Below are 21,592 nucleotides of genomic sequence, written 5' to 3'. Positions count from 1 at the left end.
GGACCCCGCTCGCCACATCGTCACGGCCGTCGTGGTCACACATGACGGCGCCCGCTGGTTGCCCGAAACACTGGAGGCCGTGCGCGCCCAGTCGCGGCCGGTCCAGCGGGTCGTCGGAGTCGACACCGGCAGCCGCGACCGCAGCGGCACCATCCTCGCCGAGTTCATCGCCCCCGACGCGATCATCACGCTGCCCCGCGACACCGGCTACGGAGACGCGGTCCAGGCGGCTCTCGACCACCCCCGGTCGCGCACCGAGTTCCCCGGAGCCCCCGACGCCACCGAGTGGATCTGGCTGATCCACGACGACTGCACGCCCCACGCCGACGCGCTGCAGCACCTGCTGACCGCGGCCAACGACGACGCCCGCGCCGCGATCCTCGGCCCGAAGCTGCGGGACTGGTTCGACCGCCGGCTGCTGGTCGAGGCCGGGGTGACCATCGACGGCGCCGGCCGCCGCGAGACCGGTCTGGAGCCCCGCGAGTTCGACCAGGGCCAGCACGACGGCACCCGCCAGGTGCTCGCCGTCTCCAGCGCGGGGATGCTGGTGCGCCGCGACGTCTGGGAGGCGCTCGACGGCTTCGACCCCGGCCTCGCCCTGTTCCGCGACGACATCGACTTCTGCTGGCGCGCCGGCGGGGCCGGCCACCGGGTGCTCATCGTCACCGACGCCGTCGCCCACCACGCCGAGGCCGCGGCCCGGCGGCGGCGCCGCATCAGCGCCACCAGCGACCACCCGCGCCGCGTCGACCGGCGCAACGCGCTGTTCGTGCTGCTGGCCAACCTGCCCTTCGGGGCGATGCTGGGCGCGCTGGTGCGCAACTCCTTCGCCTCGCTGCTGCGGGTGCTGATGTACATCGTGGCCAAGCAGCCGGCCAACGCACTGGACGAGGCGGTCGCGATCACGCTGGTGTACCTGATGCCGGTGCGGCTGGTCCGCGCCCGGTTCCGGCGGCGCCGCAACCGCCGCCGCACCTACAGCGCGATCCAGCCGTTCATGGCCCGCGGCGTGGCGGTGCGGCAGTTCACCGACGCGCTCGCCAACCTCTTCTCGGGCTCGCCGCTGCTGGACACCCCCGGCAGACACCAGGCCGTCACGACCGCCCCCAGCGCCGACGACGACGATCCGCTCCGCGACGACCAGGGCCTGCTGCGCCGGGCGATCACCCATCCGGGCGTGCTGCTCGTCCTCGGTCTCGTCGTCGTCTCGCTGATCGCCGAGCGCTCGCTGCTGCTGGGCGACCGGCTCGCCGGCGGCGCGCTGCCCCCGGTCTGGGGCGGCGCATCGGACCTGTGGGCCATGTACGTCGCGAGCTGGCACGACGTCGGCATCGGCTCCGACGCCGCCGCCCCGCCCTACATCGGCATGCTCGCGATCCTGTCCACGCTGACGCTGGGCAAGCCGTGGCTGGCCGTCACCATCATCCTGCTGGGCTGCGTCCCCCTGGCCGGCCTGACCGCCTACCTGCTGGCCCGGCGGGTGCTGCACTACCGGCCGGCCCAACTGTGGATGGCCACCTCCTACGCGCTGCTGCCGATGGCGACCGGCGCGGTCGCCCAGGGGCGGCTGGGGACGGCGCTGGTGCACGCGCTCTTCCCGGTGCTGGGCATCCTCGTCACCCGCATCCTGACGCTGCCGCCGCGGCGGTCGCGCCGCTCGGCCTGGGCGCTCGCGCTGCTCCTGTCGCTGGCGACGGCGTTCGTGCCGCTGGTGTGGGTGCTGGCGCTGCTCACCGGCGGGCTGGTCGCCCTGGCCTTCGGCCACATCGGCCGCCGGCTGCACGTCAGCCTCGGCATCGCGCTGGTCACCCCGCTGGTGCTGCTGCTGCCGTGGACGCTGGAGCTGTTCCTGCACCCGTCGCTGTGGCTGCTGGAGGCCGGCCTGCACCGCGGCGGCCTCTCCGAGGAGCGGCTCCCGGCCCAGTCGCTGCTGCTGCTCTCCCCGGGCGGCCCCGGACTGCCGCCGATCTGGGTCACCGGCGGCTTCGTCGCCGCGGCGCTGTGCGCGCTGCTGCTGCGCAGGCGCCGGATGATGGTCGCGGCCGGCTGGTGCATCGCGCTGTTCGGGATCCTGGTGGCGATCGTGCTCAGCCGGACCCCGGTCACCTCGCCCTACAGCGGCGAGCAGGCGGTGGCCTGGCCCGGTGTCGCGCTGGCCTTCGCGGCGACGGCGATGCTGCTGTCGGCGGCCACGGCGGCCCAGTCCTTCGGCGACCTGTGGCGCCTCGGCGGTGCACCCCGGCTGTTCGCCCTCGCCGTCGCGCTGCTCGCGCTGACCACGCCGGTCGCCGCCGCCGGCACCTGGATGTGGAACGGCGTCCAGGGGCCGCTCAGCGGCAGCGCCCCGCCCTCCATCCCGCCCTTCCTGGAGTCGCTGAGCGCCGACGGCACGCAGCCGCGCACGCTGGTCGTCGCCCAGAACGAGGACGGCTCCGTCGACTACAGCGTGCTGCGCGGCAGGGAGCCCCGCCTCGGCGAGCCGCAGATCCCCGTGGAGGACGCCCCGTCTGCGGAGCTCGACGCGGTCGTGGCCTCGCTCGTCGCCGGCCGCGGCGGCGACGAGAGCGCCGTCCTCGCCGAGTTCGGCGTCCGCTACGTGCTCGTGCCCGCGCCCGAGATCGGCGACGAGGTCGACGTCACCCTGGCCAACACGGTGGACGCGACGCCGGGGATGCAGCGGCTCCAGCTCACGCAGGACTTCGGGCTGTGGCGGACCGGCGAGGAGACCGGGCGGCTGCGCATCGTCACCGGCTCGCCGCAGGAGGACCCGCCGACCGTCCTGGAGTCCGGCCCGGTCGAGGCCGACGTGACCGTGCCGCCGGGCAGCGGGCCCCGCACGCTGACGCTGGCCGAACCCGCCGACGGCGGCTGGCGCGCCACCCTGGACGGCGAGGAGCTCGCGCAGGGCTCGACCCGGTACCACATGCAGACGTTCGACCTGCCGGCCGACGGGGGGCGCCTGGAGATCGCCAGGACCGGGGTCACCCGCCAGATCTGGCTCTTCGTCCAAGGGGCGCTGTTCCTCGTCGTCGTGGTGCTCGCGCTGCCCGGCGCCCGCACCGAGGAGGACGCCGGCGAGCAGGCCGCCCAGCCGCGGCCCAGGCCGCGACGGCCGCGCCGCCGTGCCGCGGCCGGGACGCGGAGGGCGACCCGGGGCCATCGGGGCCGCCGCCGGAGCCGACAGCGAGGGAGCAGTATCCAGTGAGACTGATCGTCGAGAACCGGTTCGCCCTCTTCGGCCTGGTCGTGGTGGCCCTGGCCGCGCTGTTCGGCGTGGCGTTCCTGACCGGCGCGTTCGGCCTGGGGCGCACCGACGCGGCGACGGCCGAGCCGGCCCGCGTGGAGTCGGCCCTCAGGGTGTGCCCCGCGCCGCAAGGCGAGGACCGGCTGACCCGGGTCGCCGCGTTCGCCCCGGAGAGCGACGAGGGTGAGAGCGGCGGTTCCCTGGTCGCCGAGGAGAACGCCGCGGACGCCGAGCCCCTGGGCGAGCTGAGCGAGGCCGGACGGCTGTGGAGCGAGGAGGGCGGAGCCGGAGGCGGCACCGTCGTGCGGGCCACGGGCGCCCTCGCCGCGGGACTGGAGGTCGCCCAGGTCACCGTGGGCGAGGACGGTTCCTACGCCACCGAGCTGCGCTGCACCCAGCCGAGCCTGAGCACGTGGTTCGCCGCGCCGGGCGGGGCGGAGCTGGACGAGCTGACGCTGAACCTGACCAACGTCGACGACACCCCGGCCACCGTGAACGTCGACCTCTACGCCACCGACGGGCCGGCGTACTCGGACGAGACGCGGGGGATCACGGTCGACCCGCACGACACGGTCGAGCTGTCGCTGAACCCGCTGATCGAGTCCACCGAAGCCGTCGCGGTGCACGTGCGGACCAACTCGGGCCGGGTCGCGCCCGCGCTGTTCGCCGAGCGTTCCGGTTCCGGTTCGGACTGGGTGCCGCCCACGTCGCCGCCCGCCAAGCGGCACGTCATACCGGGGGTCCCCTCGGGCAACGGGGCCAAGCGGCTCATCGTGGCCGCGCCGGGGAACGACCCGGCAACGGCGTCGGTGCGGGTCATCACGCCCGAGGGCGACGCCGAGCACGAGGCGCTCGACGGCCTGGACATCCCACCGGCGGCCTCGGCCGCGCTGAGCCTGGAGGGCCCGCTGGACAAGGAGCCGGGCACGGTCGTGGTGGAGTCCGAGCGCCCGATCGTGGTCGGTCTCGCGCTGGACCGCGCCGGAGGCGACGACACGGCCTACACCGCGGCGGTGCCGCCGCTGGAGAAGGGCGTGAACAGCAGGGCGGTGCTGCCGGCCAACCCCGAGGGGACGGCGACCGAGCTGCTCCTGGGCGCCCCGGGGGACGCGGCGTCGGTGCGGGTCACCCCGGTGCTGGCCGACGGCACCGCGGGGGAGGTCCTGGAGGTCGAGGTCGAGGCCGGGCGCACCGCGCGCGCCGAACCGGAGTCGCCCGGCGCCGCGCACGCCTGGATCGTGGAGACCTCGGGCCCCGGCCCGGTGCACGCCGCCAGGGTCCTGACCGACGGCTCCGGCGACGACCGCGCCACCGCCGTGCGGCCCCTCCCCCCGGCCCCCGCCGTGGTCCCGCTTCCCCCGGTCTCGGACAGCCTCACCAGCGTGGTGCGGTAGCGGGTGCGCGCCTACCCGGCCTCGGGGTCCACGGTCTCCGGTTCCAGGCCGAGGAGGTTGGCGACCTCCTCGACGACGGTGTCGTAGACCAGCAGCGCCATCTCGTCGGGGTCCTTGGTGCGGATCTCCACGGGGCGCCGGTAGACGATGATCCTGGCCTGGCCGGACTTGGCCGTTTCGAGCCGGGAGAACGGGATGCCGTCCTCGGCGGTGACCCCGGACGGGACGTGCGGGACGTCCTCGACCAGGAATTCCACGTTGGCGAGTTCACGGGCCCAGACGCGCTCCAGCCGCTCGACGGCGTCGAGCACCAGGTCGTCGAAGATCTGCGCCCTGCTCCGGGAAACGGGCAGCTCTGGCGGCGTCAGTGGACCGCGGACGCCACGTCCGCGGCGGTCCCTGCGTCGCACTCGGTCGGCTTGAGGCCGGTGAAGGTGCACTCGTCGCACATATCGAGACTATGCCATCGGCGGCCCCGTGCGCAGCCCCCGGGAGGATCGGCGGCCCCCGGCGGTCCCCCGGTGAGCGGCCGCGCGGCCGCGGGCGCGAGTGGGGCGATGCTGGCAAACGGGCCGGGAAAGGGATAGCGTCTGTGCTCGTGAGCGTTGTACGTCGCTGCTCGCGCACCGCGTGCAGGCAGCCAGCCGTGTTCACGCTCACCTATGTCTACGCCGACTCCACCGCCGTCCTCGGACCGCTCGCCGCCTACGTCGAACCGCACTGCTACGACCTGTGCGCGGTCCACGCCGAGCGCCTCACGGCGCCGCGCGGCTGGGAGGTGGTCCGGCTCCCGGCCGACAACGTCGGCGGACCCGGCAGCGACGACCTGGAGGCCCTGGCCGACGCCGTGCGCGAGGCGGCCCGGCCGCCGAGCGGGACCGAACCGGTCGGCCAGGGCGTCGAGACCCACCGCCGCGGCCACCTGCGCGTGGTGAAGTCCGAGTCCGCCCGCCCAGGCCAGTCCCACCCTCCGGCGCGCCCCTCGCAGGACGCCTGACCTCCGGTCGCGGCCGGGCTCCCCGTCGCCGGGCGCCCCCGTGCCCGCGCTCCGGGTCTTGTACGTTGGTAGCACGCGGGCCGTCGCGGTTCGCGGGCCCGGCCACACGACGACCTTCGGAGCAGCTGTGGGTGACCTCGGTCAGATCTTCAAGGCATATGACGTCCGGGGTGTGATCCCCGATACGCTCAACGCCGAAATCGCCCGCGCCATCGGCGCGGCGTTCGCCCGGGTCGTCGAGGCCGAGACCATCGTCGTCGCGCACGACATGCGCCCCTCCTCCCCGGAGCTCGCCGCGGCGTTCGCCGAAGGGGCCACCGGCCAGGGCGCCGACGTCGTCGCCGCAGGCCTGGGCTCCACCGACCTGCTCTACTTCGCCTCCGGCAGGCTGGGCGCGCCCGGCGCGATGTTCACCGCCAGCCACAACCCCGCCCAGTACAACGGCATCAAGATGTGCCGCGCCGGCGCGGCGCCGATCAGCTCCGACACCGGCCTGGACGAGATCCGCCGCCTGGCGGAGGAGGGCGTCCCCGCCCACGACGGCCCCGCGGGCACCGTCACCGAGCGCGACCTGCTCACCGAGTACGCCGCGCACCTGCGCTCCCTGGTCGACCTCTCGGGGATCCGGCCGTTGAAGGCCGTCGTCGACGCAGGCAACGGCATGGGCGGCTACACCGTGCCGGCGGTCCTCGGCGACCGATTGCTCGACGCGCTGCCGCTGGAGATCGTGCCGCTGTACTTCGAGCTCGACGGCACCTTCCCCAACCATCCGGCCAACCCGATGGACGCGGCCAACATCGCCGACCTGCAGGCCAAGGTGCGCGAGACGGGCGCCGACATCGGCCTGGCCTTCGACGGCGACGCCGACCGCTGCTTCGTCGTGGACGAGCGCGGCGAGCCGGTCTCCCCGTCGGCCGTCACCGCGCTGGTCTCGGTCCAGGAACTGGCCAAGGAGCCCGGCGCGGCGATCATCCACAACCTGATCACCTCCAGCGCCGTGCCGGAGATCGTGCGCGAGCACGGCGGCGAACCCGTGCGGACCCGCGTCGGCCACTCCTTCATCAAGGCCACCATGGCCGAGACCGGCGCGATCTTCGGCGGCGAGCACTCCGCGCACTACTACTTCCGCGACTTCTGGCGGGCCGACACCGGCATGCTCGCCGCGATGCACGTGCTCAGGGTGCTCGGCGCCGACTCCCGGACGCTCTCGGAGATCACCGCCGAGTACTCCCGCTACGCAGCCTCCGGTGAGATCAACTCCGAGGTCGCCGACCAGGCCGAGCGCTCGGCCGCCGTCGAGGCCGCCTACGCCGACCGCGGCGACGCCACCGTCGACCACCTCGACGGCCTCACGGTCGCCTTCGCCGACGGGAGCTGGTTCAATCTGCGCGCCTCCAACACCGAGCCGCTGCTCCGGCTCAACGTCGAGGCCCCCGACACCGCGACCATGCAGAAACTGCGCGACGACGTGCTCGGCATCGTCCGCGCCTGACCGAACATTGACGGTCGGATCCGTAAAGGGGTCTGGCTGTCGCAGTGCGCGCAGCGCCGGCGGCACAGGAGGGCCGTATTCCGACCGCCCGGCCCGGCGCGGATCCAATGGTCGAAGCTCAGTGAGAGAGCTCGACCGACCCGGTTACGAACAGGAAACACCGACGATATGACCACCAAGATCGATGAGTGGCTGCTGGAGATCCTGGCCTGCCCCAAGAGCAAGGCCCCGCTGCGCCTCGACGAGGAGGCGGGTGAGCTGGTCTGCGACGAGAGCGGACTGGCCTACCCCATCCGCGACGGCATCCCGGTGCTGCTGGTCGACGAGGCCCGCGAGATCCGCTAGGGAGATTCGCACCACGGGGCCGCAGACGGGGCGTGCGGCCAAGGCACGGGTCCGCGTGCCGCCGGCGCTGCGCGCACTGCGACAGCCAGACCCTCTGTCGTGACCCTTTCCAGGAGCGTACGGGAGGATTCCATGGCACCGGAATTCGAGGAGCACCGCCTCGACGACCTCGCCACCGATCCCGGCCTCGACCCCGGCGGGGCGCTGCGGCAGGTCGCCTCGGCCGCGGCCCAGGTGCGCTCGGCCCGCTCGATCGCGCTGGAGTCGGGGACCGACCGGCTGGCCGACGAGGGGCGGCCCCGTTCGATCGTCGTGGTCGGCTCCGGCGCCGCCGCGCTGGCCGGCGACGTGCTGGCGGCGGTGCTCGGCAACGGGTGCCCCATCCCGGTCCTCACCGCGCGCGACCAGCGGCTGCCCGGCTGGGTCGGCGGGTACGACCTCGTCGTCGCGGTCGCGGCCACATCCGGCCACGAGGCCGAGCCGACCGTGCGCGCGGCGGGCGAGGCGGTGCGCCGCGGCTGCCGGTTCCTCGCCGTCGGGGTGCCGGACGGCCCGCTCGCCGAGCTCGCCGAACGGGCCCGCGCCCCCTACGTCGCGGTGCCGCTCGCCGGCGAGCCGCGCGCGATGCTGTGGTCGCTGGCGGTGCCGCTGCTCACCGCGGCCGGCCACGCCGGTGTGACCGCGGTTCCCGGCGAGGTCTACGAGGCGGCGGCCGCGCGCCTGGAAGAGGTGGCGCACCGCTGCGGGCCCGCGGTCGAGACCTTCGAGAATCCGGCCAAGACGCTGGCCGTCGACCTCGCCTCGGCCCTGCCCATGGTGTGGGGCGGATCCGACGTCGCCGCGCTCGCCGCCCGCAGGTTCGCCTCGCAGCTCGCCGCCAACGCCCGCTGCCCCGCCCTGTCCGGGCGGCCGCCCGGGATCGTCCACGACCAGATCGCGACCCTGGACGGACCCTTGGGCGGCACCGGCCCGCGCAGCATCTTCGACGACCCGGTCGAAGAGGGGGCCGTGCGGCTGCGGCTGGTGCTGCTGCGCGACGACCAGGAGCCGGCCGAGACGGCGCGGGACCTGGCGGAGGCCGAGCAGCGGGCCCGCGAGCACGGAGTCCCGGTCAGCGAGGCCGCGGCCGAAGGCGGGCACCCCATGGAACGCCTGGCCGGTTTGATCGCTCTAACCGATTACGCCACTGTGTATCTTGCTGTGGCGTATGGCGTGGAGCCGCTGACGAATACTCTGGTCGTGCGATAGCGCCATCCACGACCGCTCTGGAGGAGATTGATGCCCGGTCACGAATCGCTGTCGCCGAGCGATCCCACCGCCTTCGGCGACTACAGCGTGGTCGGACGCCTGGGGCGCGGCGGGCAGGGAATCGTGTATCTCGGTCGCGACCTCGAAGGCGACGAGTTCGCGATCAAGGTGCTCAACGAGGAGTGGTCGCAGGACAACGATCTCCGCAAGCGCTTCGAGAAGGAGGTGCGGGCCGCCCAGAAGGTGGCCTCCTTCTGCACCGCGGCGATCCACGAGGCCAATCTCGACGCCGACCCGCCCTACGTCGTCAGCGAGTACGTCCCCGGGGCCTCGCTGCAGGAGGCCGTCGTCAGGGACGGGCCGCGCCGGGGCGCGTCGCTGCAGCGCCTGGCCGTGTCCACCGCGACGGCCCTGGTGGCGATCCACCAGGCCGGCATCGTGCACCGCGACTTCAAGCCGGGCAACGTGCTGCTCGGCCCCGACGGCCCGCGCGTGATCGACTTCGGCATCGCCAGGGTCACCGACAGCACGGCCACGATGACGAACTCGATCGTCGGCACGCCCTCCTACATGGCGCCCGAGCAGATCGCGGGCACGGGCATCACCGACAAGGTCGACATCTTCGCCTGGGGCTGCGTGATGGCCTTCGCCTCCACAGGCAACGCCCCCTTCGGCTCCGACAGCGTGCCCGCGGTCGTGCACCGCGTGGTCAGCGCGCCGCCGGAGCTCGACGGGGTCACCGGTGCGCTGCGCCCCATCGTCGAGGACTGCCTCAGCAAGGACCCCGCCCAGCGCCCCACCGCGCAGAAGCTGCTGATGCGCCTCCTCGGCCACGAGGAGACCAAGGAGGTCCCCACCGACCAGGCCATGGCCGAGGGCCAGCGCATCGCCGAGGCCGAGACCGGCAGCGGCCCGCAGGCGCCCCCGCGCGGCTACGCGAGCGGCCCGCAGACGCCGCTCCCGTACCAGCAGCCCCCGGTGGGCGGCATGGGCGGTCGGCCGATGACCGGCCCGCAGCAGCCCGGCTACGCGCCCACCCCCCCGAACCCGAACCCGCCGCGGCCCATGCCGATGCCCGGTCCCGGCGTCACCGGGGGCCACCCGGGCATGGGCGGCCCGCGCCCGCCGATGACCGGCCCGAACCCGCCTTACGCCAACCGCGGCACGCCCGTCCGGCCGCCGCAGACCGTTCCCCCCAAGCAGGGCTACCCGCAGCAGCGCCGGCCCGCGGAGGAGGACCCGGTGTTCTCCCAGGGCTGGGTGATCCCGGCGGTGCTCATCGCGATCGTCATCCTGCTCCTGCTCCTGCTGCTGATCGCGGTGGCCTGAGCCGGACCCGTTCCCGCGGCCCCGCGTCAGCGCAGGGCCCGGGTCAGGCTGTTGACGGCCCGGGAGATCGCGTCGTCGGCGAACTCCTCCACGGCGGGCCAGCGCTCGCCGGCGCTGTCGGTGGGGATGAGCGTCACGCAGTCGGTGCAGGCGAGGTCGAGGACGTCGGCGGCGCTCTCGTCGGTCAGCAGCCGCGCGTCGGCGGTCACGGCGAGCACCCCGGTGGCCGGGGTCCCCACGTCCTGCACGGCCAGCAGCAGCCGCAGCGCCGCGTCGGCGACGGTGAGGTCCAGGGACACCCACCAGCAGCCCGGGCCGCGGGAGAACATGGCGCGCTCGGCCGCGGCGTCGAGCCGGCCGCGGTGGCGCTCGTCGTCGCCGATGTCGCCGGCGTCCACCGCGGCGCGCGCCCCGGGGTCGAGTTCGCGCAGGACCAGCCGGAGGGAGCCGGCGCCGTGCCGCAGGTGCTCCAGCAGCCTGCGGTGGATCGCGGTGGCCAGCGGGGCGGTGTTGGCCGGCGGCTGGCCCGACGCGCGCGCCGCCCAACTGAGCTCGCCGCGCAGCGCCGCGATCTCCAGCTCGGCGAGCAGGCAGACGAGCCCGGCGAGCCGCGCCTCCTCGTCGGCGCGCGACCGCGCGGCGTCGTGCGGGGCGGCCAGGCGGCGGTCCATGATCAGCGGAGGGTAGTTCGACCGCATGAGCGACAGCGAGGCGACCGCCCACGGCAGCGGGCGGTGGTGCAGTGGGGGGCCCGCTGGGGTCCGCTGCCCGGCGGATTCGAGCGCCCGTTCGCACATCAACTGGAGGTGGGCCGCGCGGATGACCGGGTGCGTCTCGACGGCGGCGGCCTCGGCGAGGTACTCTCCGGTGCCCTGGTGCGCCGGAACCGGCTCGTCGAAGTCCGGGATGGTCCGGGCGAGGTCGCCGAGGTAGTCGGCCGTCAGCGGCTGGCCGGCCCGGCAGTCCGCCGCCATCGCCACCAGCGCCTGCTCCTCGTGCCGCAGCCGTTCCCGCAGGGCGTCGTCGACCTCGGCGGCGTCCCAGCCCTGCGCCGCCATACGCGCCGCGGCCGGGGAGGCCACGCCGCCCTGCCCGGCCAGCGCCCGCAGCTCCAGCACGTGCCGCCGGAAGAGGCGCCTGCGGTCATCGGCCCACAGGTGGCCGGGGCGGCGGGTCTGGTGGTCGGCCCAGATCTCCCGCAACCGGTCCAGCGCGGCGAGCCGCCGTTGGACGTCGAGCGGAAAACGAGTCGGGGCGAGTTCATGGCCACGTCGCGAGTTCACGAATCTCACCGTAACCCGCCCGCCGTGGCGGAAACCCGGACCGTCCGGATTCGGGCGCACGATCTTCACGGCGCCCCGGCCGCCGCGGCAGCCGCCGCCCGGGTCAGCGCTCGGGCCGCCGCAGCAGCCGCAGGGCCTTCTGCTGGTCGAAGTCCAGGGCGCGGGCCGGAGACGGCGACAGCCGGCCCAGGCGCTCCCCGTAGCCGCGGACCCTGGCCATCGTCGCCGGTTCGGACAGCACCCGCAGGGCGAACGACAGCGCCGCCGGAGTGATGTCGTAGTGGCGCTCCAGCTCCAGACCGGCGGAGACCGTGCGCAGGTCGGCCTCGGTGAACCGCCGGTGCCGGTGGCCGCGCCCCGTGGGCTGCTCCTTGGTCACCGGCAGCAGGCCCAGGCTCTCGCGGTAACGCAGCATTCGGGGGGTCGTGTCAAGGCGCTCGGCGGCGGCCGAGATCGGGATGTCGCGGTTCATAAGGGCGAATACAACAGAAACTGACAAACAATTGTCAAGTTGGTCCGCGCGGCGGTGTCCGGCGGCCCCCTCCCGCCTTAGACTCGTGGCGCGCATCCACAGGAGGAGAAAGACGCATGGCATTCGACTTCAAAGTCGCCGACCTGTCCCTGGCCGAGTTCGGCCGCAAGGAGATCCGGCTCGCCGAGCACGAGATGCCCGGCCTCATGGCCACCCGCGCCGAGTACGGCTCCTCCCAGCCGCTCAAGGGCGCCAAGATCATGGGCTCCCTGCACATGACCGTCCAGACCGCGGTCCTCATCGAGACCCTGGTCGCCCTGGGCGCCGAGGTCCGCTGGGTGAGCTGCAACATCTTCTCCACCCAGGACCACGCCGCCGCGGCCGTCGTCGTCGGTCCCGACGGCACTCCCGAGGACCCGCAGGGCGTCCCCGTCTTCGCCTGGAAGGGCGAGACGCTGGAGGAGTACTGGTGGTGCACCGAGCAGGCGCTCACCTGGCCCGGCGCCGACGGCCCGAACATGATCCTGGACGACGGCGGCGACGCCACCATGCTCGTCCACAAGGGCGTCGAGTACGAGAAGGCCGGCGCGGTCCCCGACCCCTCCACCGCTGACAGCGAGGAGTTCCGGGTCGTGCTGGAACTGCTCCGCTCCAGCCTGGCCGCCGACCCGCAGAAGTGGTCCAAGATCGCCCCCGGCATCAAGGGCGTCACCGAGGAGACCACCACCGGCGTGCTCCGCCTGTACGAGATGAGCAGGGAGGGCAAGCTGCTCTTCCCGGCCATCAACGTCAACGACTCGGTGACCAAGAGCAAGTTCGACAACAAGTACGGCATCCGCCACTCGCTGCCCGACGGCATCATGCGCGGCACCGACGTCCTCATCGGCGGCAAGGTCGCGGTCGTCTGCGGCTACGGCGACGTCGGCAAGGGGGCCGCGGAGTCGCTGCGCGGCCAGGGCGCCCGGGTCATCGTCACCGAGATCGACCCGATCAACGCGCTGCAGGCCGCCATGGACGGCTACCAGGTGACCACGCTGGAGGACGTGGTCGGGACCGCCGACATCTTCATCACCACGACCGGCAACTTCAACATCATCATGGCCGACCACATGGCCCGGATGAAGCACCAGGCCATCGTGGGCAACGTCGGCCACTTCGACAACGAGATCGACATGGCCGGCCTGGCCAAGATCCCCGGCATCGAGAAGACCGAGATCAAGCCGCAGGTCCACGAGTGGCGCTTCCCCGACGGCCACGCGGTCCTCGTGCTGTCCGAGGGGCGGCTGCTCAACCTGGGCAACGCCACGGGCCACCCGAGCTTCGTGATGTCCAACAGCTTCACCAACCAGGTCATCGCGCAGATCGAGCTGTTCACCAAGCCCGGCGAGTACCCGACCGGCGTCTACGTGCTCCCCAAGATCCTCGACGAGAAGGTCGCCCGGCTGCACCTCGACGCGCTCGGCGTGAAGCTCACCGAGCTCACCAAGGAGCAGGCCGCCTACATCGGCGTCGACGTGGCCGGTCCCTACAAGTCCGACCAGTACCGCTACTAGTTCTCGGATGCGGGCACCACGGCACGACGTCGCGGACCTCGGCCTGGCGCAGGCCGGGGTCCGCCGCGTGGAATGGGCCGAACGCGCCATGCCGGCGCTGCGCCGGATCATGGAGCGCTTCGCCGAGCAGCGCCCGATGGAAGGGCTGCGCATCGCCGCGTGCATGCACGTGACGGCCGAGACCGCCAACCTGCTGCGTGCGCTGCGGGCCGGCGGGGCCGAGGTGGCGCTGGCCGCCTCCAACCCGGTGTCCACCCAGGACGACACCGCCGCCGCGCTGGTCGCCGAGTACGGCGTGATGGTGCACGCCCGCTCGGCCATGGACGCCGCCACCTACGCGCGCAACCTGGTCACGGTGCTGGAGCGGCGTCCGCACCTGCTGCTCGACGACGGCTGCGACCTGGTCAACATCGCGCACCTGGAGCGCCCGGAGCTGCTCGCCGAGACGGTGGGCGGCTGCGAGCAGACCACCACCGGGGTGCTGCGGCTGCGCCGGATGAGCGCCGACGGCGCCCTCAAGCTGCCCATGGTCGCGGTCAACGACACCGCGACCAAGCGGATGTTCGACAACCGCTACGGCACCGGCCAGTCCACGATCGACGGGATCATGCGCGCCACCAACGCGCTGCTGTCCGGGCGCACCATGGTCGTCGCCGGGTTCGGCTACTGCGGCCGGGGCCTGGCCGAGCGCGCCCGAGGCATGGGCGCGCGCGTCATCGTCACCGAGGTCGATCCGGTCAAGGCGCTGGACGCCGTGATGCAGGGCTACACCGTGCTGCCGATGGAGGAGGCCGCGCGCGCGGGGGACGTGTTCGTGACCGTCACCGGCAACCGCGACGTGATCCGCGCCGAGCACCTGGCGCTGTTCAAGGACGGCGCGGTGCTGGCCAACTCCGGCCACTTCGACGTGGAGATCGACCTCCCGGCGCTGGAGTCGCTGGCGGTGGAGGTCCGCCGCGAGGTGCGGCCCCAGGCCGACGAGTACGTCCTCGCCGACGGCCGCCGCGTCGTCCTGCTCGCCGAGGGCCGCCTGGTCAACCTGGGCGCCGCCGAGGGCCATCCGGCCGCCGTCATGGACATGTCCTTCGCCGTCCAGGCCCTCACCGTCGCCTGGCTCGCCGAGCACCACGGTGAACTCGCCCCCGGAGTCCTCGACGTCCCGGCCGAGATCGACGCCGAGGTCGCCGCCCTGGAACTGGCGGCCCTGGGCGTGCACATCGACGAGATGACCCCGGCCCAGGAGGACTACCTCAGCTCCTGGCGGCCGTGAGCCCCCGACTTCGTCGGATCAGGCGGCCTGCAAAGTGGTCGCGGAGACCGTGCTGGGCTCTGGAACGGCTTCACCGCGCTCATGCAGGATCTGCAGATGCGCATGCATGGCTTCTCGCATCTCGCTCAACGCCTCGGCCTCCGTGTCGCCGAGTGCGATGCACCCCGGAAGATCCGGTGACCAAGCGCCGTAGCCGCCGTCCTCGGCGCGTTCGATGATGACAGCGTACGTACTCACCGTTACCTCCATCTGATCCCCGCCTGCTTCAGGATGCTTTTCTCGGTGCCGACAGGCAAGGTCTTTACCGGGCTTGCCTGCAATGGTGACGACGCCGAGCTTCTCGGGGTGGACATAGTGGCGGTGACTTCCTCGCGTGCGGTGCAAGGTCCGACCGTCCGCCTCGATCATCTTGATGATCTCACTGACCTTGAGGGGATAGAGGATAACGTACCGTGATTCCCGTATTCCTCTCTGTGCGTCTGAGGTCAAGGGCGCTTCTGGTGGTCTTGGCGCCGGGCCATCCGTTCCTCTTCGCGGCGGCGGCGTTCGGCCAGGACCGCGGAGAGGAACTCCGGGGGGCTGGTGCCGGGCGGCGGGGGAGGGCTGACGGCCCGGGCGACGGTGTCGGCCACCCGCACCCCCATCTCGTAGCGGGCCTGCTCGGTCAGCTCGCCGAAGCGCAGCACGTACTGGCGGGCCATCGCGGCGGCGTCGGGGGTGAGCCCGGAGAGCTCGGCGCTGCGCGCCCATTCGGCCAGGCGCGGCGGCATCGCGATGACCTCGTCGCGCCTGCGTCCCGCGCGCTCCTCGACGACCAGCGTGCCGGCCAGGAAGTCGCCGATCCGTCGGCCGTCCCGGTTGACCAGCGAGGTGATCAGCGCGGGGACGCCGGACAGCAGCCAGATCTCGACGAAGGCGCTCAGCGCCCGCGCGAGCGCCTGGCGGAACCGCTCCGGCGAGCCGTCGGTGCCCACTACGCGCAGCCCCAGCGCCAGTTTGCCCAGCGACCGGCCGCGCGTGAGCGCCTCGAAGGTGGTCGGGTAGCCGACGATGAGCAGCGCCACCAGCGCGACCTGCACGGCCGCCGTCGCCGCCGCGTCCAGCCCCGCCCCCACCGCCGCGACCAGGACCGTCGCGCCGAACAGCAGCGCGACCTGCACGGCGACGTCGATGAGCAGCGCGAGCATCCGCGTCGCGAAGCCCGCCGGGCGCAGGTCCAGCACCACCGCGTCCCCGGTGATCAGATGGGACTGCCCGTAATGGCCGCCGCCCGGATGTGCCACGTCGTCTCTCCCGCCTCGTTCATCCACCGTCGCCTCCAAGTCTGGCAGTGCTCGCAGCGGCGGCGCACCACGGCCTCCGGGCCGCCCCGCCGGAGCCGTTGTCAGTAGAGTCGGGGGCGTGGATCTCGACGTCTTCGCCGCCGCGCACCGCCCCGACTGGGACCGACTGCAGGACCTGGTCCGCCGACGCCGCCGGTTGTCCGGCCCCGAGATCGACGAGCTCGTCGACCTCTACCAGCGGGTCTCCACGCACCTGTCGGTGGTGCGCTCGGCCCGGCAGGACCCCGCCCTGGTGGGCTGGCTGTCGGGGCTGGTGGCGCGGGCCCGCTCCGCCGTCACGGGAGCGCACGCGCCGGCCTGGCGGGACTCCGTCCGCTTCTTCACCCGCACCTTCCCCGCCGTCGTCTACCGGCTGCGGTGGTGGTGGATCGCGGCGTCGCTGGGCACCGTGGCGTTCTCCACCGCCGTGGCCGTGTGGATCGTCGCCGACCCGGCGGTGCAGGCGGCCATCGGCGCGCCGGAGGAGATCCGGGCCTACGTCGAGAACGACTTCGCCAACTACTACGTGGAGCACCCCGGCGCGTCCTTCGCGGCGCGGGTGTGGACCAACAACGCCTGGGCCGCGGCGCAGGCGCTGATCTTCGGCGTCTTCCTGTGCCTGCCCACCGTCTACGTGCTGGCCCTCAACGGCGCCAACATCGGCGTGGCCGCGGGGCTGATGTTCGCCAACGGCAAGGGCGACATCTTCCTCGGCCTGATCATCCCGCACGGTCTGCTGGAGCTGACCGCCGTCTTCGTCGCGGCCGGCGTGGGGCTCAAGCTCGGCTGGACCGTCATCGACCCCGGCCGCCGCCCCCGCCTGCAGGCGCTGGGCGAGGAGGCCCGCGCCGCCATCGCCGTCGTGCTCGGCCTGGTGCTGGTGCTGTTCGTCTCGGGCCTGATCGAGGGCCTGGTCACCGGCTGGGTGCACACCACCTGGCTGCGCATCGGCATCGGAGTGGCGGCGGAGGCGCTGTTCCTGGCCTACGTCTACACCCTGGGCCGCAAGGCCTACCAGGAGGGCGAGACCGGCGACATCCGGGACCGCCCGGCGACCGCCCCGGTGGCTGGGTGATTTCACCGCGGTCAACGCGTCCGTGTCATTGAGCTCAACTGATCCGCGTTCCGCTCATAGGCGCGTCGAGATGTCGCCGTGCCCGGAGGAGAACATGCCGACGAAGGGCAGAACGCGCTGAGGGCCGGCCTCTCCGTGGACGGTGAAGGGATCGCGGAGGTCCTGGTCGACGAGGTCTTCGGTGTCGCAGCGGAGTCTGTCGAAATCGACGTGCGGAAGGTCTGCGGACGTGCGCTTCAGCTCGTCCCGGGAGACGAGCGCCCTGTCGCCTTCGAACGGGAGAAGCCGCGCGGCCGGGGCGCCGTCGCGGGTGATGACGAAGCTCGCACCGCGTTCGACCGCCCGGAGGGTCCTTCCATCGTCGTCGCGCGGTTCCCGCTGGTCGATCTCTCTGCTCACGCCCCGATTGTGCTACAACCTTCCCGCCGCCTTCAGGGAGATGTAGGCGTCGGCCAGGGCCGGGGCCAGGTGGTCGGGGTCGGCGTCGACGACCTCCACGCCGTGGCGGCGCAGCTCGGCGGTGATGCGGCGGCGCTCGGCCAGCGTCCGTTCGGCCGCCGCGGCGTCGTAGACGGCATCCGTTGCGCCCCGGCCCGCCGCCATCTCGCTCACCCGCGGGTCGCCCACGGCCGCCACCAGCACCAGGTGCCGCGCCGTCAGCGCGGGCAGCCGGGGCAGCAGGCCCTCTTCCATGGCGGCGGCGTTGAGGTCGGTGAGCAGCACGACGAGCCTGCGGGTGCGGCCCTGCCAGCCCAGGATCGCCGCGATCAGCCCGGCGGGGTCGGACTCCACCAGCTCCGGCTCCAGCGGCGCCATCGCCTGCACGATCGCCGGGACCGTGCTGCCCCGGCCGTGGCTGAGCACCTGGGCGCGCACCCGGCGGTCGTAGGCGAGCATGTCCACCCGGTCGCCTGCCTTGGCCGCCAGGGCCGCCAGCAGCAGCGCCGCGTCCATGGAGTGATCCAGCCGCGGGGTGTCGCCCACTCGCCCGGCCGAGGTGCGGCTGGTGTCCAGGACGAGCAGGATGCGCCGGTCGCGCTCGGGCCGCCAGGTGCGCACCACGACCGCGTCGCGCCGCGCGGTGGCCCGCCAGTCGATCGAGCGGACGTCGTCGCCGGGCACGTACTCGCGCAGCGAGTCGAACTCGCTGCCCTGCCCGCGGATCATCGCGCGGTGCTGGCCGTCCAGCTCGCGCAGCCGCGACAGCTTGCCCGGCAGGTGGCGGCGGCTGTGGAACGGCGGCAGCGCCCGCACGCTCCACGGCACGGCGTGCGTGACCTGGCGCGCGGCCAGGCCCAGCGGCCCGAAGCTGCGCACCGTGACGCCCGCGGCGTGCTGGTCGCCGCGCCGCTGCGGGGTGAGCACCGTGGTGATCCGGCGCCGCTCGCCCGCGGGGACCGTCACGTCGTGGGTGCGCGGCCGCGCCGACGCGCTGGGCGGCCACGCGTCGCGGATCCGCGCGCGCAGCGGCCGGGGCCCCGAGTTGGCGACGACGAGCGCGACCTCCGCGCTCTCACCCAGGCGGAGCGAGGCCTCGCCCTCGCGCTCCAACGCCACCGCGCGAGCGCCCGCGGCGAGCGAAAGGTCCACCGCGACCGCCGCCACCAGCAGCCCGAGGAACACCCACGGCACCCACGCGCCCGCGGGCGCCGCGATGAACACCACGGCCACCCCGGCGAAGGCCAGGAGGACCGTCCGTCCGGTGATCGCCATCTGCAACTTCCTCCGCTGCTCTGGGATGCGCCGAGGTCAGCGCGGGACCGGGACGCTCGACAGCACGCCGTCGAGCAGGCCGTCGGTCGTCGCGCCCTCAAGCTCGGCCTCGGGGCGCATCGCGATGCGGTGCCGCAGGGTCGCCTTCGCCAGCGCCTTGACGTCGTCGGGGGTCACGTAGTCGCGCCCGGACAGCCAGGCCCACGCCCTGCTGGTGCGCAGCAGCGCGGTCGCGCCGCGCGGCGACGCGCCCAGTTGCAGCGACGGCGAGCGGCGGGTGGCCCGGCAGATGTCCACGATGTAGCCGAGCACCTCCGGCGCCACCCGCACCGAGCGGACCGCCTCGCGGGCGGCGCGCAGCTCGGCCGCGCCCGCGACCGCCCGCACGCCGGCGGCGTCCAGATCGCCGGGGTCGAAGCCGTCGGCGTGCCGGGTGAGCATGTCGACCTCTTCGGCGCGCTGCGGCAGCGACACGACCAGCTTCAGCAGGAACCGGTCGAGCTGGGCCTCCGGCAGCGGGTAGGTGCCCTCGTACTCCACCGGGTTCTGGGTCGCGGCCACCACGAACGGGTCGGGCAGCGGCCGCGGTCGGCCCTCCACCGTCACCTGCCGCTCCTCCATGGCCTCCAGCAGCGCGGCCTGGGTCTTGGGCGGCGTCCGGTTGATCTCGTCGGCGAGGAACAGGTTGGTGAACACCGGGCCGTCGTGGAACTCGAACTTCGCGGTCCTGGCGTCGTAGACCAGCGATCCGGTGACGTCGCCCGGCATCAGGTCCGGGGTGAACTGCACCCGCTTGTGGTCCAGCGACAGCGCCGCCGACACGGTGCGCACCAGCAGCGTCTTCGCGACGCCGGGCACGCCCTCCAACAGCACGTGGCCGCGGCACAGCAGCGCGACGACCAGGCCGGTCACCGTCTCCTCCTGGCCGACCACGGCCTTGGCGACCTCGGTGCGCAGCGCGGTCAGCGCGTCCCTGGCCTGATCGGCGGACGGCCGGCTCTCGGGCGGCCGGCCATCTGGGGTAAGGGCGGTCACGACTGGCGTACCTCTCTCTCAAGCCTGTCAAGTTCGTCGGCGAGCCGGACCAGCGTCGCGTCGTCGCCGGTGAAGGGGTCCGGCGAGCCCGGGGCGTCCGCGGTCGGCACGCCGTGGAGCAGGGCGCGCAGCCGCTCGTGCGTCTCGCCGGTGCGCGCGGCGACGGCGTCGACCACCGACTCCGGCGCGGCGTCGGGGCCGAGGCCCAGCGAGGGGCGGATCCGGTCGAGGACCCCGGTGCGCAGGGCCGCCGCCGCGCGGTCGCGGGCGCGCCGGGAGGCGTAGAGCCGGGCCCGGCCCTCGGTGGTCTCGGCGGCCCGCACCACGACCGGGATGCGCTCGGTGACCAGCGGGCCGAGCCTGCGGCCGCGCCACAGCGCGAGCAGCAGCAGGGCCGCGCCGAGCTGCACGAGGGCCGGGGTGAACCCTTCGGGCAGCAGCTCCCACAGCGTCGTCTCGCCCGATGGCGCGGGGACGTCGGGGATGAACCACACGACGTCGCGCTCCGCCAGCAGGTTCAGCAGCAGCGCGGCGTTGCCGCGGTCGGCCAGGTGGGAGTTGCGCAGCGGGTCGCCGGTGCCGAGCACCGTCACCGTCGATCCACCGGTGTCGACCCGGACCAGGGCCGACCCGTCCTCGGCCGGGTAGCAGCCGGCCGCGCCGCCGGCGCCGCCGACCGAGTAGAGCTCGCCCCCGGTGTCGGCGCTCCCCGCCGCCTCGGCCGCGGGGAGATCGCAGCGGGGCGCCAGTGCGTCCTCCTCGGTGCGGCCGGAAACGGCCACGCCGGGCGCCATCTCCTCCAGCACCCGGGTGGTGGGCTGGACGAGCAGGCGGTCGCCGGGCAGCCCGGCCAGCCGCTCGGCCTCCTCGGGGAGCAGCCGGTGCGAGTGGACCAGGACCAGGACCGATCCAGCGCCGGTCGCGGCCGCGGCCTCGTCCGTCGTGCGCGCGACGGTGACGTCGGCGCCGCGCTCGCGCAGGATCTCGGCGAGCGCCCTGGAGCCCTCGGGATTGGGGCCCTCGGGTTCGAGGTCGCCCTCGGGAAGCCGCTGCGATCCGAGCGAGAGCACGACGGCGAGCACGACGAGCGCGCCGATGAACGCGAGGGGGCCGCGGGCGGCGCGCCACAGCCCGGCGGCGGTGGGCGAGGCGGCGGCGGAGGGCGCGGTCCGCTCGGCCTGAGGGGGAGGGGAGGCCGTCGTCATCCGGCCCTCTCAGCGTCGGCCCCGCCGGAGCCCTCCCGCAGGCCCGCGTCCAGGTCGCGCAGCACGGCGTAGCCTTCGGCGGTGGCGGGGCGCTCGCCGTACCAGACGTCGTTGAACACCCGGGCGCCCTCCTGGAGAGCGGTCCGGCGGCTCGGCAGCGCCAGGGCGGCCTCGGCCGTCAGCTCGGTCGCGGTGCGTCCCGGCCGGGGCGGGATGATCGCGCGCTCCTCCAGGTCGCGGCTGATCGCTCGGAGCCGTTCGCGGACGGCCTCGGCGTATGCGCCTTCGGCGGCGTGCCGCTCCGACAGGGCCCGGTGGTCGGTGGCCGACAGCGGTGCGCCGGAGTCGACGACCGCGCCGCGCCGCCCGGTCCGCCGGGCGGGTCGGGTGTAGACCACCAGCGCGACGACGAGCAGCACCAGCAGGGCCAGCAGCGGTCCCAGCACCCACCAGCCGCCGGGGACGGAGTCGCCGACCCGGCGGGCGAGCTCCTCCAGCCATCCCATGAACCACGTGTAGAGGCGTTCCACCAGTCCCGGTTCGGCCTCCTGGTAGACGGAGTCGGACAGCTCCTCCCTGGCCAGCCGAGCGCCCTCCTCGCGGCTCACCGCTCCG

At 73.8% G+C, this 21,592-nt stretch carries 20 protein-coding genes; 10 read left to right on the top strand and 10 right to left on the bottom strand.

All coding sequences use genetic code 11. The annotated features are described in order from the left end of the window. Positions 1-31 precede the first annotated feature (31 nt). Positions 32-3,205, top strand: coding sequence for a glycosyltransferase (locus tag HDA32_RS23685; RefSeq protein ID WP_312863304.1), 3,174 nt, complete (start codon positions 32-34; stop codon positions 3,203-3,205). Then, positions 3,202-4,638, top strand: a complete 1,437-nt coding sequence (locus tag HDA32_RS23680) for a DUF5719 family protein (protein ID WP_179645290.1) — start codon at positions 3,202-3,204, stop codon at positions 4,636-4,638. Before HDA32_RS23685 ends, HDA32_RS23680 begins: the two co-directional genes overlap by 4 nt. A gap of 11 nt (positions 4,639-4,649) precedes the next feature. On the opposite strand, the gene HDA32_RS23675 is transcribed toward HDA32_RS23680, so the two are convergent. Beyond that, complete coding sequence (locus HDA32_RS23675) at positions 4,650-5,048, bottom strand: metallopeptidase family protein (protein WP_179645289.1); 399 nt, start codon at positions 5,046-5,048, stop codon at positions 4,650-4,652. Positions 5,049-5,236: 188 nt separating this feature from the next. On the opposite strand from HDA32_RS23675, the gene HDA32_RS23670 reads away from it, so the two are divergent. From HDA32_RS23670 to HDA32_RS23650, 5 genes are all read left to right on the top strand, one after another. Further along, positions 5,237-5,635 (top strand): DUF3499 domain-containing protein, encoded by a 399-nt coding sequence (locus tag HDA32_RS23670; RefSeq protein ID WP_179645288.1) that lies wholly within the window; start codon positions 5,237-5,239, stop codon positions 5,633-5,635. A 127-nt stretch (positions 5,636-5,762) separates the two neighbouring features. Beyond that, complete coding sequence (locus HDA32_RS23665) at positions 5,763-7,127, top strand: phosphomannomutase/phosphoglucomutase (RefSeq protein ID WP_179645287.1); 1,365 nt, start codon at positions 5,763-5,765, stop codon at positions 7,125-7,127. A 168-nt stretch (positions 7,128-7,295) separates the two neighbouring features. Then, positions 7,296-7,472 carry a Trm112 family protein gene (locus HDA32_RS23660; protein WP_179645286.1) on the top strand — a complete coding sequence of 59 codons (177 nt, stop codon included), beginning with the start codon at positions 7,296-7,298 and terminating at the stop codon, positions 7,470-7,472. Positions 7,473-7,604: 132 nt separating this feature from the next. Then, positions 7,605-8,720 carry an SIS domain-containing protein gene (locus HDA32_RS23655; protein ID WP_179645285.1) on the top strand — a complete coding sequence of 372 codons (1,116 nt, stop codon included), beginning with the start codon at positions 7,605-7,607 and terminating at the stop codon, positions 8,718-8,720. 30 nt (positions 8,721-8,750) lie between these two features. Further along, positions 8,751-10,049, top strand: coding sequence for a serine/threonine-protein kinase (locus tag HDA32_RS23650; RefSeq protein ID WP_179645284.1), 1,299 nt, complete (start codon positions 8,751-8,753; stop codon positions 10,047-10,049). 26 nt (positions 10,050-10,075) lie between these two features. On the opposite strand, the gene HDA32_RS23645 is transcribed toward HDA32_RS23650, so the two are convergent. Together HDA32_RS23645 and HDA32_RS23640 are read right to left on the bottom strand one after the other, a co-directional pair. Beyond that, entirely contained in the window at positions 10,076-11,332 is a 1,257-nt protein-coding gene (locus tag HDA32_RS23645; protein WP_179645283.1) for a hypothetical protein, read from the bottom strand. Positions 11,333-11,435: 103 nt separating this feature from the next. Next, positions 11,436-11,804, bottom strand: a complete 369-nt coding sequence (locus HDA32_RS23640; protein WP_179645282.1) for a MerR family transcriptional regulator — start codon at positions 11,802-11,804, stop codon at positions 11,436-11,438. Positions 11,805-11,920: 116 nt separating this feature from the next. Between HDA32_RS23640 and ahcY (HDA32_RS23635) the strand changes: the two genes are divergently transcribed. After that, positions 11,921-13,357: an adenosylhomocysteinase gene (ahcY, locus tag HDA32_RS23635; protein WP_179645281.1), complete on the top strand. Its 1,437-nt coding sequence runs from the start codon at positions 11,921-11,923 to the stop codon at positions 13,355-13,357. A 7-nt stretch (positions 13,358-13,364) separates the two neighbouring features. Further along, the gene (ahcY, locus tag HDA32_RS23630; protein ID WP_179645280.1) at positions 13,365-14,627 is read left to right on the top strand and encodes an adenosylhomocysteinase; all 1,263 of its coding nucleotides are present in this window, start codon (positions 13,365-13,367) and stop codon (positions 14,625-14,627) included. An 18-nt stretch (positions 14,628-14,645) separates the two neighbouring features. Here the strand turns inward: ahcY (HDA32_RS23630) and HDA32_RS30315 are convergent, their stop codons facing one another. Both HDA32_RS30315 and HDA32_RS23615 read right to left on the bottom strand, forming a co-directional pair. After that, entirely contained in the window at positions 14,646-15,035 is a 390-nt protein-coding gene (locus tag HDA32_RS30315; RefSeq protein ID WP_218882572.1) for a type II toxin-antitoxin system HicB family antitoxin, read from the bottom strand. Between the two features lie 77 nt (positions 15,036-15,112). After that, a complete protein-coding gene (locus HDA32_RS23615) occupies positions 15,113-15,910 on the bottom strand; it encodes an RDD family protein (protein ID WP_179645278.1) in 798 nt (265 codons plus the stop codon). A 118-nt stretch (positions 15,911-16,028) separates the two neighbouring features. Between HDA32_RS23615 and HDA32_RS23610 the strand changes: the two genes are divergently transcribed. Then, a complete protein-coding gene (locus tag HDA32_RS23610) occupies positions 16,029-17,024 on the top strand; it encodes a stage II sporulation protein M (protein ID WP_179645277.1) in 996 nt (331 codons plus the stop codon). A 54-nt stretch (positions 17,025-17,078) separates the two neighbouring features. On the opposite strand, the gene HDA32_RS23605 is transcribed toward HDA32_RS23610, so the two are convergent. The 5 genes from HDA32_RS23605 to HDA32_RS23585 are packed head-to-tail and all read right to left on the bottom strand — an operon-like array spanning position 17,079 to position 21,585. Beyond that, positions 17,079-17,423, bottom strand: coding sequence for a type II toxin-antitoxin system Phd/YefM family antitoxin (locus HDA32_RS23605; RefSeq protein ID WP_179645276.1), 345 nt, complete (start codon positions 17,421-17,423; stop codon positions 17,079-17,081). A 12-nt stretch (positions 17,424-17,435) separates the two neighbouring features. Then, positions 17,436-18,737 (bottom strand): DUF58 domain-containing protein, encoded by a 1,302-nt coding sequence (locus HDA32_RS23600; RefSeq protein ID WP_179645275.1) that lies wholly within the window; start codon positions 18,735-18,737, stop codon positions 17,436-17,438. A 36-nt stretch (positions 18,738-18,773) separates the two neighbouring features. Next, positions 18,774-19,772 (bottom strand): AAA family ATPase, encoded by a 999-nt coding sequence (locus HDA32_RS23595; protein ID WP_179645274.1) that lies wholly within the window; start codon positions 19,770-19,772, stop codon positions 18,774-18,776. Further along, on the bottom strand, positions 19,769-20,977 hold the full coding sequence (locus tag HDA32_RS23590) for a DUF4350 domain-containing protein (RefSeq protein ID WP_179645273.1): 1,209 nt from the start codon (positions 20,975-20,977) through the stop codon (positions 19,769-19,771). The genes HDA32_RS23595 and HDA32_RS23590 overlap by 4 nt, the downstream gene beginning before the upstream one ends. Then, positions 20,974-21,585 (bottom strand): DUF4129 domain-containing protein, encoded by a 612-nt coding sequence (locus HDA32_RS23585; protein WP_179645272.1) that lies wholly within the window; start codon positions 21,583-21,585, stop codon positions 20,974-20,976. The genes HDA32_RS23590 and HDA32_RS23585 overlap by 4 nt, the downstream gene beginning before the upstream one ends. Positions 21,586-21,592: the final 7 nt, after the last annotated feature.

Origin of the sequence: Spinactinospora alkalitolerans, assembly GCF_013408795.1 — a bacterium.
Classification (GTDB): Bacteria; Actinomycetota; Actinomycetes; order Streptosporangiales; family Streptosporangiaceae; genus Spinactinospora; species Spinactinospora alkalitolerans.
This window is presented reverse-complemented; position numbering and strand designations above follow the sequence as displayed.

Excerpts from the sequence above, each read along its gene's own strand:
- HDA32_RS23660 (WP_179645286.1), top strand. The coding sequence starts at position 7,296 with ATGACCACCAAGATCGATGAGTGGCTGCTGGAGATCCTGGCCTGCCCC.
- HDA32_RS23655 (WP_179645285.1), top strand. The coding sequence starts at position 7,605 with ATGGCACCGGAATTCGAGGAGCACCGCCTCGACGACCTCGCCACCGAT.
- HDA32_RS23650 (WP_179645284.1), top strand. The coding sequence starts at position 8,751 with ATGCCCGGTCACGAATCGCTGTCGCCGAGCGATCCCACCGCCTTCGGC.
- HDA32_RS23640 (WP_179645282.1), bottom strand. The coding sequence starts at position 11,804 with ATGAACCGCGACATCCCGATCTCGGCCGCCGCCGAGCGCCTTGACACG.
- ahcY (WP_179645281.1), top strand. The coding sequence starts at position 11,921 with ATGGCATTCGACTTCAAAGTCGCCGACCTGTCCCTGGCCGAGTTCGGC.
- ahcY (WP_179645280.1), top strand. The coding sequence starts at position 13,365 with ATGCGGGCACCACGGCACGACGTCGCGGACCTCGGCCTGGCGCAGGCC.
- HDA32_RS30315 (WP_218882572.1), bottom strand. The coding sequence starts at position 15,035 with ATGATCGAGGCGGACGGTCGGACCTTGCACCGCACGCGAGGAAGTCAC.
- HDA32_RS23600 (WP_179645275.1), bottom strand. The coding sequence starts at position 18,737 with ATGGCGATCACCGGACGGACGGTCCTCCTGGCCTTCGCCGGGGTGGCC.
- HDA32_RS23590 (WP_179645273.1), bottom strand. The coding sequence starts at position 20,977 with ATGACGACGGCCTCCCCTCCCCCTCAGGCCGAGCGGACCGCGCCCTCC.